Raw genomic sequence first — 12946 nt, forward strand, 5'->3', positions numbered from 1 at the left:
GCGATGGTTCAGGGATTCTTCACGTAGGCGTTCTTGCGCAGATAGAACCACCAGTTGATCACCAAACAGAGCGCGTAGAAGATCGCGAAGCCGTACATGGCCAACTCCGGGGTACCGGCCTGGATCTGCTCGCCCATCACCCGCGGGGCGATGAAAGCGCCGTAGGCGGCGACGGCGGAGGTCCAGCCCAGTACCGGGCCCTTCTGGTGCTGGTCGAAGATCACGCCGATGGTGCGGAAGGTGGAGCCGTTGCCGATGCCGCTGGCGGCGAACAGGATCACGAACAGAATCATGAAGACCGCGAAGTAGCTGTTCGGATCGGTGGCATTGTAGGCCTGCATCATGACCCAGCCGGCCGCAGCAGAGGCCACTACCATGATCACCGAGATGATCTGGGTGACGATGGAGCCGCCCACCTTGTCGGAGATCCAGCCGCCGATGGGACGGATCAGAGCGCCCACGAAGGGGCCGATCCAGGCCCAGGTCAGGGCGCTGGGGGCGTCGGGGTTGGCTACCCGGGTGATGGTGCCGTCGGCGGCCACTTCCATCATGTTGCCGAAGATGACGTTGATGGAGAGCGGCAGCGCCGCGGAGAAGCCGATAAACGAGCCGAAGGTCAGGATATAGAGGATCGTCATCGACCAGGTGTGCTTGTTCGAGAAGATCGCGAACTGTTTCTGGATATTGGGCTTGATGTCACCTGGGATCATTCGCAGCGCGAACACGGTGAGCAGGATGGTCAGCGGCAGGGCAATCCACATGTTGAGCCATACCAGGGCAAACATGCCGATCACGCTGGTGACGGCACCCACGCCGTAGAGGCCGAGGATCTTGCCAAAGGCCTGTACCGGCGTACCCGGGTCCGGGGTGATGGTGCGCAGGTTGTTCATCCCGAACCAGCTGGCAAACGCCAGCGGGATCAGGAACACCAGCCAGATGAAGCCGGCGTTCTGGATCCAGGTGTCGGTGCCCGCCTCGATGCGGCCGATCAGGGTGCCGCTGGCGCTCTGCAGCTCCAGCGGCCCGCCGGCGATGGCACCGAAGATCCCCACGGTCATCACCAGCGGGATCAGCACCTGCATGGTGGTGACGCCGAAATTGCCGAGGCCGGCGTTCATGCCCAGGGCATAGCCCTGCTGCTTCTTCGGGTAGAAGGTGGAGATATTGCTCATGGAGGCAGCAAAGTTGCCGCCGCCTATGCCTGAGAGCAGCGCCAGGGCCTGGAACACCCACAGCGGCGTATCCGGGTTCATCAGGGCGATGCCGGTACCCAGTGCCGGGATCATCAGCAGCGAGGTGGTCAGGAAGACGGTGTTGCGCCCGCCGGCAATGCGAATCATGAACGAGGCCGGGATCCTCAGGGTCGCCCCGGAGAGGCCCGCCAGCGCGGTCAGAGTAAACAGCTCTCCGATAGTGAACGAGAAGCCGAGGTTTTGCATCTGGGTGGTGATCATTCCCCACATCAGCCAGACGGCAAACCCCAACAGCAAGCTCGGAATGGAGATCCAGAGGTTGCGGGTGGCGACTTTTTTGCCCTCCTGCTTCCAGAACTCCTCGTTCTCGACATCCCAGTGTTCGATGTCGACATTTTTTCTGGTCATGGTGTTTTCCCCTTGAGGTCCAGCGGTATGCTCACGTCGCCCGGCATCGGTTGACCGATATCAAGGCGAGGAGTCTTGGGGGGAAAGATACGCCTGACCGGAAAGGCGCGAAACGTGCTGAAAACGTTCCGAAAACGGCGAAGTACCTACTGGGAGGTAGAAAGAGAGTAGTCGCAACTTGCTGTTTATACAATTCTTTATCTAGATTTGAGCCGGAGATAAGAGGGGCGGAGGCGCCCCGGGATTATTTGGAGGTATCCACAGAGAACCCCCGCCCCTAGCGGTCTACCCCCTCCTGCACGGCCCACACCGCGGCCTCTACCCGGGAGCGCAGATTGAGCTTCTTGAGCAGGTGCTTGACGTGCACCTTCACCGTGCCTTCGGTGATATCCAGCCTGCGGGCGATCATCTTGTTGGAGAGACCTCCGGCCAGCTCGCAAAGAATCTCCCGCTCGCGCTGGGTCAAGCTGTGGATGTCGGGTGCCGCCGGCTGGCTGCGCTGGCTGCGTAGCGCCCCGGCTAGCAGGGCGGTGAGGCTCTCACTGATCACCATTCGCCCCAGGGAAACCTGGCGCATCTGGCGAACCAGCTCGTCAGGGTCCATGTCCTTGAGCAGGTAGCCGTCGGCGCCCGCCTGGAGGGCATCTACCACGTCCTCCTCCTGGTCGGAAACGGTGAACATCACGACTCTGCCGGCGAAGCCCTCCTCGCGAAGACGCTTGAGGGTTTCGATGCCGTTCATGCCGGGCATGTTGAGGTCGAGCAGCACCATGTCCGGGTCGAGCTCGAGCGTCAGGCGAATCCCTGCCTCGGGCTCGCCGGCTTCACCGACCAGCTCGAGGTCGTCTTCCAGTTCCAGCAGCTGGGAGACGCCGCGGCGCAGCAGCGGGTGGTCGTCGATGATCAGGATACTGGCGGGGGCATCTGGCGTCTTGTCGGTCATCCTGGCTTATTCCCTGTTCCCGTGAGGATCAGTGGCGATGGCGTCGACCAAGGTGTCGACGGTGGGTGCGGGGCGGCTGTCTGCTCCGACGTGCTGGCTGATCAGGCGCGCGGTCTGCGGGGTGAAGACCAGCGCTACCCGGGTGCCGCCGCCTGCGCGGTTACCGAGAGCCAGCTCACCGCCTAGGGTCTCGGCGCGGTCACGCATGATTACCAGGCCGTAGTGCATGGGGGGTGAACTATCCCTTTCGAGGCCTACACCGTCATCCTCGATGATCACGTGCAGCCGAGCTTCGCGGAAGCTCACCGTGACCTCCGCCCAGTGGGCGTTGGCGTGCTTGACCACGTTGGCCAGCGCTTCCCTCACCACCTGCAGCACGTGAATCTCCTCGTTGGGATTGAGTATATGGGGCGGTAGGTCGAGATTGAGTGCCACTCGGATGCCGAGACGGTCGCCGAACTCCATGACGGTCTGTCGCAGGGCGCTGGCCAGCCCAGGCCCCTCGAGCTTAAGGCGGAAGGTAGTGAGCAGCTCGCGCAGCTGGCGGTAGGCGCTGTCCAGTCCGGTGCGCAGTTCGTCGAATACGGCGGCCTGGGTCTCCTGGGCGATCCCCTTGGCTTGCATGCGCTCCAGCCGCGCCACTTGCATCTTCAGGTAGGAAAGCGACTGGGCCAGGGAGTCATGGAGCTCCCGAGCGATAGTGGTGCGCTCGTTCATCAGCGTGATCTGTTGCTGCTCCTCGATGCGCCGCTGCAGGTAGATTGCCGTTGCCAGCTGATCGGCCAAGGCGTTGAGCAGGCGCTTCACGCTGTCGGGCAGCGGCGGCTCCTTGGCGTACCACACCTCCAGGGTGCCGAGCATCAGGTCGCCCACGCTGACCGGCAGCAGCAGGCACTCGCTGGCATCAGTCTCCTGCAGCGTCAACGGCTTTGGGTCGATCAGGCACGCATGGCACCCGTGATCGCGGCAATACTCGGGACGACGCGGCGAGTGGGTGGCCAGTATGGGAATCTCGCGGTCTTCGTAGTGATCGTGGAGCGAAAGCCGAATGGGGCCGATCTCCAGCAGCTGCTCCAGGCGGCGCAGCATCGGGGCGGCACTGGCGCAGAGATCGTTGCCACCACCGTAGAGGGCGCGGCTACCTTCATGCAGCACCTGCATGGCGCGGTTGCTGCGCTCCAGCTCGGCCTTCTTGCGCGATACCCGTGCCTCCAGCTTGGCGTAGCTGGCCCCGAGTTCCTCGGCCATGGCGTCAAAGGTGCGGCCGAGGAGTGCCAGCTCATCGTTGCCGGTCAGCCGGGTGCGGTGGCCGAAGTTGCGGTGGGTGGCCTCTCGGGCCAGCACCACCAGCTGGCGCAGCGGCAGCACCAGATTGTGACGGATGTCGTAGAGGGCGATCACCACCACCACGGCGGTCAGACTCAGAAAAAGGATCTGCAGGGCACTGAGCAGCTGTATCTTGGATTCACTGTTCTGCTCGAGCAGGGTGACCATGGCGTCGATCTCGGCGACCAGGTCATCAAGGGTAATGCGAAGTGCGTCGGGGTTCACACCGCTGCCGCTGATGGCCAGCGCCACCTGGGGAGCCAGCTCCTGCTCCCAGCGGTTCAGGAGCCGCCGATGCTGGCTCTGCAGGGCGTGATCATCGGCGTCAGGCAGGGCGTCGGTCAGTTCGGGGCTGGCCAGTCGCTGCGCGAAGCGCTCAGCCAGTTCGGCCACGCGAGCGCGTGTCTCGGCGCCAGGCTGATGCTCGAAACGCTGCAGGGCGGCCACGATCTGGTAGGTATTCATGCGCAGCGAGCCGGCCATGTTGATGGCGGCGGAGTCGCCGCGGCTGCCGCTTGCCACGGTCATGGTCACCACGATGCTGATCAGCGCCATGGCGCTGATGGCCAGCAGCGAGGCGATGACCCGAGCTACCAGGGAGTGTCGCAGCAGTCTCATTGCGTCTCGTACTCGATCAGAAAGCCACGTCAGTCTACTACCTACTACGCCCTAGTGGGTAGAACGCGTACCTCCTATGCTCCTTTGACCGCCGTGGCCGGGGTCCCGAGACTCTTGCGAAACCCTTTCCACTTCTCGGCCCCCCGATGATGCCAGCCGCCAACGACCTCGATCAGGACCTAGACCAGGACCCGACCGGGGGCTACCGGCCCCTGGTCGTGGTGCTGCTCTCGCCGCTGGCCTTCGCGCTGGTCTTCGCCAGCTGGACCATCTTCGCGGTGCTGGGACTGGAGCTCAAGGCGCTGCATGGCTTTGGCGAGGTGCGTTTCGCCGTGCTGCTGGCGATGCCCATGGCGGTGGGCGCCCTGGCAGCGCTGCCCATGGTGGGCATGGCGAAGCGCTTCGGTGGGCGCCGGGTGATGATCGCCTGCCTGCTGTTGATCTGCCCTTTCCTGTGGGGGCTCTCCCACTCCCGTGACTATCACCACTTCCTGCTGGCCGGGGCCGGCCTGGGTCTGGGCGCCGGGTCCCTTGCCGCGGGGCTGGTCTACGTGGCGGAGCTCTGTCCGCGCCGGCACGCCGGCCTGGCACTGGGGCTCTATGGCGCAGGGATGGTCGGGGCCGGGCTCAGCTACCTGCTGTTGCCGTTGATCAGTCAGGCCTACGGCTGGCGTACCGCTCCGCTGCTGTATCTGCTGCCGGTTCTGCTGGTGGCCGCGCTGTTGTGGCTGTTTGCCGACGACCGCGTCGACGAGTCCCCACGGCGGCAGATCGGCGCACGGGCTCGGCGCCGATCAATGCGCGCCGCCCTGGAGCGGCTGGCCTGCTGGCGGCTGTGGCGCCTGGCGCTGGTCTACAGCTTCTTTTATGGCACCTTCGTGGCCCTGGCGCTGTGGCTGCCCGCCTATCTCGGTGCCCAATACTCACTCTCTCTCAAGGAGGCGGCGCTGGCCGCCCTGCCTTTCACCCTGGCGGTGGGCCTGGGTCAGGTGGCCGGCGGCATCTGGGCAGACGCCAGAGATTTCCGCGCCCTGCGCTGGTGGGTCAGCGCCTTCGTGCTGGTCTGCCTGTTCCTGCTCTCCTACCCTCCCTTCGCCATGCAGATCGAGGGTGTCCACGGCGCGATCAATCTGCGCTACGAGGCCCCTCTGTGGGGTTTTCTGTCGGTACTGACCGCAATGGGCATGGCCATGGGCATCGGCCAGGGCAGCCTCATGCGCCTGATCCATCGCGACCTCGGCGATGAGATGCCCCTGGCAGGCGGGCTGGCGCTGACCCTGGGCGGGCTCTTCGCCGCCCTGCTGCCGCTGATCTTCGTGGTGGGCAACGAGTGGCTCGGCATCCGCACTGTTGGCTTCATGTTCCTCTACGCCTCGCTGGTCGTCTGCATGCTGGTGATGGTCTGGGATCATGCCAGCGGCACTTCGGTGAGAGTCTGATCCGAGGGGCTTATTCCTCAAGTTCGGTGGGCCTATCACCTTGTGGGTAGAGGAGCGGTATATGGAGGTAACCAGGCAGTAATCCGCCGCGCGATCACCCAGAATCCTCAACAAGGTTCCTGCCTGGCGTGCGGTCCACTGCGTCACGCCGCACGGCAGGCCGGGTGGCCCAGGGCGGTCACACCCACTTTTCAAGAAGCCTGGAGATCGACCATGAGTCACTTCATTGATCGGCTGAACTTCTTTCGCAAGGCCCGCGAGCCCTTCGCCAACGAGCATGGCGAAACCCGCGAGGAGTCGCGCGACTGGGAAGACAGCTATCGTCAGCGCTGGCAGCACGACAAGGTCGTGCGTTCCACCCATGGCGTGAACTGCACCGGCTCCTGCAGCTGGAAGATCTACGTCAAGAACGGCCTGGTCACCTGGGAGACCCAGCAGACCGACTACCCCCGCACCCGCCCGGACCTGCCCAACCACGAACCGCGCGGCTGCCCGCGGGGCGCCAGCTATTCCTGGTACCTGTACAGCGCCAACCGGCTCAAGTATCCGTTGATCCGTAAACCGCTGCTCAAGCTGTGGCGCGACGCCTTGAAGGAGCAGAAAGATCCGGTGGATGCCTGGGCCTCCATCGTCGAGGATCCGGCCAAGACCAAGCAGTACAAGACCGTCCGCGGCATGGGCGGCTTCGTGCGGGCCAACTGGGACGAGCTCAACGAGCTGGTCGCTGCCTCCAACGTCTACACTGCCAAGCAGTTCGGCCCGGACCGCATCATCGGTTTCTCGCCGATCCCCGCCATGTCCATGGTCAGCTACGCCGCGGGCAGCCGTTATCTGTCGCTGATCGGCGGCGTCTGCATGAGCTTCTACGACTGGTACTGTGACCTGCCGCCGGCCTCACCCATGACCTGGGGCGAGCAGACCGACGTGCCGGAATCGGCCGATTGGTACAACTCCGGCTACATCATCGCCTGGGGATCCAACGTGCCCCAGACCCGGACGCCGGATGCCCACTTCTTTACCGAGGTGCGCTACAAGGGGACCAAGACCGTCTCCATCACCCCGGACTATGCCGAGGTCTCCAAACTCACCGACGAGTGGCTCTCCGCCAAGCAGGGCACCGATGCCGCCCTGGCCATGGCCATGGGGCACGTCATTCTCAAGGAGTTCCACCTCGACAAGCCCAGCACCTACTTCACCGAGTACGTGCGCCAGTACACCGACATGCCCTTCCTGGTGGAGCTGGAGCCCCGCGAAGATGGCAGCTACGCGCCTGGCAGGCAGCTGCGCGCCAGCGATTTCGATGCCAGCCTGGGCCAGGCGAACAATCCCGAGTGGAAGACCGTGGCATGGGACGAGACCCGCGACCAGCTCGTCGTACCGCGTGGCTCCATCGGCTTCCGCTGGGGCGAGACCGGTGACGAAATCGGCAAGTGGAACCTCGAGCCGCTGGACGCCGAGGGCACCGAGATCAAGCCGCTGCTGACCCTGGCCGACCACCACGATAGCGTCGCCAGAGTGGCGTTCCCCTACTTCGGTGGCATCGAGCATGAGCACTTCGAGCATGTGAAGGGCGAAGGCGTGGGTGCCGCGGATGACCTTCTGTTCCACAACCTGCCCGTCAAGCGGATGAAGAAGGCCGACGGCAGCGAGATGCTGGCGGTCACCGTGTTCGACCTGATGTGCGCCAACTACGGCATCGACCGCGGCTTTGTCGGCGACGGCGAAGATGACGGTGCGACGTCTTTTGATCAGATTCGTCCCTACACCCCGGCCTGGCAGGAGAAGATTACCGGCGTATCCGCCGAGCAGGCCACCCGCATCGCCCGTGAGTTCGCCGACAACGCCGACAAGACCCGTGGTCGCTCCATGATCATCGTGGGTGCCGGCATGAACCACTGGTACCACATGGACATGAACTACCGCGGCCTGATCAATATGCTGGTCATGTGCGGCTGCATCGGCCAGAGCGGTGGCGGCTGGGCCCACTATGTTGGCCAGGAGAAGCTGCGCCCCCAGACCGGCTGGACCCCGCTGGCCTTCGGCCTCGACTGGCAGCGCCCGCCGCGCCACATGAACTCCACGTCGTTCTTCTATAGCCACTCTTCCCAGTGGCGCTACGAGAAGCTCGAGATCAAGGAGATCCTCTCGCCGCTGGTCAAGGTCGAGGACTATCCGGGGAGCCTGATCGACTTCAACGTGCGCTCCGAGCGCATGGGCTGGCTGCCCTCCGCCCCGCAGTTGAACACCAATCCGCTGGGCCTGGCGAAGAAGGCCGAGGCGGCCGGTATGTCCACCAAGGACTATGCCGTCCAGCAGCTCAAGAGCGGCGAGCTGGCGTTCGCCGCGGAAGACCCGGATGCCCCGGAGAACTTCCCGCGCAACATGTTCATCTGGCGCTCCAACCTGCTCGGCAGTTCTGGCAAGGGCCACGAGTACATGCTCAAGTACCTGCTGGGGACCCGTCATGGCATCCAGGGCAAGGATCTGGGCGATTTCGGCGGCCAGAAGCCGGAAGAGGTCAAATGGCACGACGAGGCGCCCGAGGGCAAGCTCGACCTGCTGGTGACCCTTGACTTCCGCATGTCCACCACCTGTCTCTACTCGGACATCGTGCTGCCCACGGCCACCTGGTACGAGAAGAACGACCTCAACACCTCGGACATGCACCCCTTCATCCACCCGCTCACTGCGGCCACCGACCCGGCGTGGGAGTCGCGCAGCGACTGGGATATCTACAAGGGCATCGCCAAGGCGTTCTCCAAGGCCTGCGTGGGGCACCTGGGCGAAGAGACCGACCTGGTCACCCTGCCGCACCAGCACGACTCCCCCGCCGAGCTGGCCCAGCCCGCCGTGCTGGATTGGAAGAAAGGCGAGTGCGAGCTCATCCCAGGCAAGACCATGCCGGCGCTGATCGAGGTCAAGCGCAACTACCCCGAGACCTACGAGCGCTTCACTTCCGTGGGCCCGCTGCTCGAAAGCATCGGCAACGGCGGCAAGGGCATCAGCTGGAACACCGAGTCCGAGGTGGAGCTGCTCGGCAAGCTCAACCATTGCAAGCTGGACGGCCCGCATAAGGGGCGCCCGCTGATCGAGAGCGCCATCGACGCGGCCGAGATGATCCTGACCCTGGCGCCGGAGACCAACGGCCAGGTGGCGGTGAAGGCCTGGCAGGCGCTGGGCAAGATCACCGGGCGGGACCACACCCACCTGGCGCACCCCAAGGAAGACGAGAAGATCCGCTTCAGCGACATCGTCGCTCAGCCCCGCAAGATCATCTCCAGCCCGACCTGGTCCGGCCTAGAGGATGAGCATGTCTCCTACAACGCCGGCTATACCAACGTTCACGAGATGATCCCCTGGCGCACCGTCAGCGGTCGCCAGCAGTTCTATCAGGATCACGCCTGGATGCGCGCCTTCGGCGAGAGCCTGCTGGTCTATCGTCCGCCGATCGATACCAAGGCGGCCAAGGGCTTCAAGCTGCCCGAGGACAACGGTAACCCGAGCAAGGCGCTGAACTTCATCACACCGCACCAGAAGTGGGGTATCCACTCCACCTACAGCGACAACCTGATGATGCTGACGCTCAACCGCGGCGGCCCGGTAGTCTGGCTCTCTGAACCCGATGCGGCATCGATCGGCATCGAGGACAACGACTGGATCGAGCTGTACAACGCCAATGGCGCCATCGCGGCGCGGGCGCTGGTCAGCCAGCGGGTCAAGGACGGCATGGTGATGATGTACCACGCCCAGGAGCGCAACGTGAACGTGCCGGGCTCCGAGATTACCGGCACTCGCGGCGGTATCCACAACTCCGTGACCCGGGTCTGTCCGAAGCCGACCCACATGATCGGCGGCTACGCCCAGCTCTCCTACAGCTTCAACTACTACGGCACCGTCGGCTCCAACCGCGATGAATTCGTCCTGGTTCGCAAGATGAAGCATATCGACTGGCTGGATGAAGAGGGCAATGACAGCGTGCAGGAGGCCGTCAAATGAAAATTCGTTCCCAGGTAGGCATGGTCCTTAATCTCGACAAATGCATCGGTTGCCACACCTGTTCGGTGACCTGCAAGAACGTCTGGACCAGCCGTGAAGGCGTCGAGTACGCCTGGTTCAACAACGTCGAGACCAAGCCCGGCATTGGCTATCCCAAGGAGTGGGAGAACCAGAAGAAATGGAAGGGCGGCTGGATGCGCCGCAAGGATGGAAAGATCGAGCCGCGCATCGGTGGCAAGTGGCGGGTCTTGGCGAATATCTTCGCCAACCCCGACCTGCCGGAGATCGACGACTACTACGAGCCGTTCACCTTCGACTATGAGCACCTGCATACCGCCAAGATCGGCAAGCATCAGCCGGTGGCGCGTCCCCGGTCGCTGATCTCCGGCGAGCGCATGCAGAAGATCGAGTGGGGCCCGAACTGGGAGGATATTCTTGGCACCGAGTTCGCCAAGCGCCGCAAGGACATGAACTTCGAGAAGGTGCAGGCCGATATCTACGGCCAGTTCGAGAACACCTTCATGATGTACCTGCCGCGGCTGTGCGAGCACTGCCTCAATCCCACCTGTGTGGCGTCGTGCCCTTCCGGTGCGATCTACAAGCGCGAGGAAGACGGCATCGTCCTGATCGACCAGGACAAGTGCCGCGGCTGGCGGATGTGCATCTCCGGCTGCCCGTACAAGAAGATCTACTACAACTGGAAGACCGGGAAATCCGAGAAGTGCATCTTCTGCTACCCGCGCATCGAGGCCGGTCAGCCGACCATCTGCTCGGAGACCTGCGTGGGTCGCATCCGCTACCTCGGCGTGCTGCTCTACGATGCCGACCGCATCGAGGAAGTGGCCAGCTCCCCGGACGAGCGTGATCTCTATCATCGCCAGTGCGAGATCTTCCTGGATCCCAACGACCCGGAAGTGATCGCCCAGGCGAAGCGGGACGGCATCCAGGACAACGTGATCGCCGCTGCCCAGGCGTCGCCGGTCTACAAGATGGCCATGGAGTGGGGCCTGGCCCTGCCGCTGCACCCCGAGTACCGCACCCTGCCGATGGTCTGGTACGTGCCGCCGCTCTCGCCAATCCAGTCCGCCGCCGAGGCCGGCAAGATCGAGTTCGACGGCGTGATGCCGAAGATCGAGTCGCTGCGCATCCCGGTTCGGTATCTGGCCAACATGCTCACGGCCGGTGAGGAGGCTCCCGTGGTACTGGCCCTCAAGCGCCTGATGGCCATGCGCGTTTACATGCGTGGCAAGCACGTGGAAGGGCAGCCCGATGCCGAGGTCCTGGAGGAAGTGGGACTGAGCGTGGCCCAGGTAGAAGAGATGTATCGCTATCTCGCCATCGCCAACTACGAGGATCGCTTCGTGATCCCCACCAGCCACCGCGAGATGGCCACCGAGGCCTTCCCGGAGCGCGGCGGCTGCGGCTTCACCTTCGGCGACGGCTGCCACGGCGAGAGCAAGCCGAGCCTGTTCAACGGCCGCTCCCAGACCGCCACCCTGGTCAAGCCGGTGGAATCCTATGATCCGCAAACCGAGGACGCTCGCAATGACTGATGCCGCTCTCAAGATGGCAGAACCGGCCGTTGGCATGCGCAGCCTGCGAGTGCTGGCCCGCCTGCTCGACTACCCCACCGAGGAGCTCCAGGCTGCGGCCGGCGAGCTCATCGAGATCATCGACCAGGAGCGCCGCCTGTCGGCGGCGCTGCGCACCGCCCTGATGGACTGGTGCCAGCGCACCGCCGACGGTGACCTGCTGGAACTGCAGTCCGAGTACGTGGCCCTGTTCGACAAGGGACGCGCCACCTCGCTGCTGCTGTTCGAGCACGTTCACGGTGAGTCCCGCGACCGCGGCCAGGCCATGGTCGACCTGATGGACGAGTACAAGGCCGCTGGCTTCGAGCTGGACGCCCGGGAGCTGCCCGACTATCTGCCGGTGTTCCTGGAGTACCTCTCCACCTGCGACGACGCCGAAGTCGGCCGCTGGCTCGGCGAGATCCGCCATATCCTCGGGCTTCTCACGGCGCGCCTCGAGGATCGCGATGCCGATCATGCCCTGGTGCCACGAGCCCTGCTGGCGCTGATCGGCGCCGAGGCCGAGGCCGATGCCCACCGCGAGGAGGTCAAGGGCGAAAAGCGCGATGACACCCCCGAGGCGCTGGATGCGGTTTGGGAAGAGGAGGCGGTGCGCTTCTCTGCCGAGTCCGACGAGGACTGCGCGCTTCAGTCTGCCGAGGGACGGCGGCTGGCGGAGCGCAAGAACGTTACCCAGAGCGAGGCGGTGCGGGTACTAGACCCGGCCGCTTCCGCCCGGAAACATTGAACGGAGACCCGTCATGAACTATCTCAACACACTGCTTTTCGGGCTCTACCCCTACCTGGCCGGCACTATCTTCCTGGTAGGTAGCCTGCTGCGCTTCGACCACGGCCAGTACACCTGGAAGGCCGGCTCGAGCCAGATGCTCACCTCGAGGAACATGCGGCTGGCCAGCAACCTCTTCCACGTCGGCATTATCGTCATCTTCTTCGGTCACCTGGTGGGTCTACTGACGCCTCACTGGCTCTATGAGCCCTTCATCAGCGCCGGTGCCAAGCAGGTTGTGGCCATCGTCGTTGGCGGCATCGCCGGCGTCATGTGTCTGGTGGGCGGCGCCATGCTGGCCTATCGTCGCATCACCCACCCGCGGGTTCGCGCCTCCTCAAGCCCGATGGATACCTTCATCATCGTGCTGCTGGTCGTGCAGGTCTCACTGGGCCTGCTGACCATCATCCCGGCCCTGGGCCATCTGGACGGCAGCGTGATGATCCAGCTTGCCGGCTGGGCACAGTCCATCGTCTTCTTCCAGGGCGGCGCGGCTCAGTATCTGGATGGCGTGAGCTTCATCTACAAATTGCACATCCTGTTGGGTCTGACCCTCATCCTGGTCTTCCCCTTCTCCCGTCTGGTTCACGTCTGGAGCGTGCCCTTCGGCTACGTCACTCGGCGTTATCAGCTGGTGCGCAAGCGGGGCTGAAACTGTCGGCACT

General features: G+C 64.0%; 8 protein-coding genes. 5 read left to right on the forward strand and 3 right to left on the reverse strand.

Features of this window, described 5'->3' with window-relative positions:
• Positions 1–8: 8 nt before the first annotated feature.
• From ACFODV_RS07600 to ACFODV_RS07610, 3 genes are all read right to left on the reverse strand, one after another.
• On the reverse strand, positions 9–1601 hold the full coding sequence (locus tag ACFODV_RS07600; protein ID WP_379757082.1) for an antiporter: 1593 nt from the start codon (positions 1599–1601) through the stop codon (positions 9–11).
• Between the two features lie 277 nt (positions 1602–1878).
• Entirely contained in the window at positions 1879–2544 is a 666-nt protein-coding gene (gene narL, locus ACFODV_RS07605) for a two-component system response regulator NarL (protein ID WP_379757085.1), read from the reverse strand.
• Positions 2545–2550: 6 nt separating this feature from the next.
• Positions 2551–4488 carry a type IV pili methyl-accepting chemotaxis transducer N-terminal domain-containing protein gene (locus ACFODV_RS07610; protein ID WP_379757088.1) on the reverse strand — a complete coding sequence of 646 codons (1938 nt, stop codon included), beginning with the start codon at positions 4486–4488 and terminating at the stop codon, positions 2551–2553.
• 146 nt (positions 4489–4634) lie between these two features.
• Between ACFODV_RS07610 and ACFODV_RS07615 the strand changes: the two genes are divergently transcribed.
• The 5 genes from ACFODV_RS07615 (at position 4635) to narI (ending at position 12933) form a co-directional block, all read left to right on the forward strand.
• Entirely contained in the window at positions 4635–5927 is a 1293-nt protein-coding gene (locus ACFODV_RS07615; protein WP_379757091.1) for an MFS transporter, read from the forward strand.
• 213 nt (positions 5928–6140) lie between these two features.
• Complete coding sequence (locus tag ACFODV_RS07620; RefSeq protein WP_379757094.1) at positions 6141–9923, forward strand: nitrate reductase subunit alpha; 3783 nt, start codon at positions 6141–6143, stop codon at positions 9921–9923.
• Positions 9920–11476: a nitrate reductase subunit beta gene (narH, locus tag ACFODV_RS07625; protein WP_379757097.1), complete on the forward strand. Its 1557-nt coding sequence runs from the start codon at positions 9920–9922 to the stop codon at positions 11474–11476. The genes ACFODV_RS07620 and narH overlap by 4 nt, the downstream gene beginning before the upstream one ends.
• Positions 11469–12242, forward strand: a complete 774-nt coding sequence (gene narJ, locus ACFODV_RS07630; RefSeq protein ID WP_379757100.1) for a nitrate reductase molybdenum cofactor assembly chaperone — start codon at positions 11469–11471, stop codon at positions 12240–12242. Before narH ends, narJ begins: the two co-directional genes overlap by 8 nt.
• A 13-nt stretch (positions 12243–12255) precedes the next feature.
• Positions 12256–12933, forward strand: a complete 678-nt coding sequence (gene narI / locus ACFODV_RS07635; protein WP_379757103.1) for a respiratory nitrate reductase subunit gamma — start codon at positions 12256–12258, stop codon at positions 12931–12933.
• Positions 12934–12946: the final 13 nt, after the last annotated feature.

This window comes from Halomonas tibetensis, assembly GCF_042643535.1.
Classification (GTDB): Bacteria; Pseudomonadota; Gammaproteobacteria; order Pseudomonadales; family Halomonadaceae; genus Halomonas; species Halomonas tibetensis.

Bases quoted from the DNA above. Each gene is read 5' to 3' on its own strand.
- narL (WP_379757085.1), bottom strand. From the start codon at position 2,544: ATGACCGACAAGACGCCAGATGCCCCCGCCAGTATCCTGATCATCGAC.
- ACFODV_RS07615 (WP_379757091.1), top strand. From the start codon at position 4,635: ATGATGCCAGCCGCCAACGACCTCGATCAGGACCTAGACCAGGACCCG.
- ACFODV_RS07610 (WP_379757088.1), bottom strand. From the start codon at position 4,488: ATGAGACTGCTGCGACACTCCCTGGTAGCTCGGGTCATCGCCTCGCTG.
- ACFODV_RS07620 (WP_379757094.1), top strand. From the start codon at position 6,141: ATGAGTCACTTCATTGATCGGCTGAACTTCTTTCGCAAGGCCCGCGAG.
- ACFODV_RS07600 (WP_379757082.1), bottom strand. From the start codon at position 1,601: ATGACCAGAAAAAATGTCGACATCGAACACTGGGATGTCGAGAACGAG.
- narI (WP_379757103.1), top strand. From the start codon at position 12,256: ATGAACTATCTCAACACACTGCTTTTCGGGCTCTACCCCTACCTGGCC.
- narH (WP_379757097.1), top strand. From the start codon at position 9,920: ATGAAAATTCGTTCCCAGGTAGGCATGGTCCTTAATCTCGACAAATGC.
- narJ (WP_379757100.1), top strand. From the start codon at position 11,469: ATGACTGATGCCGCTCTCAAGATGGCAGAACCGGCCGTTGGCATGCGC.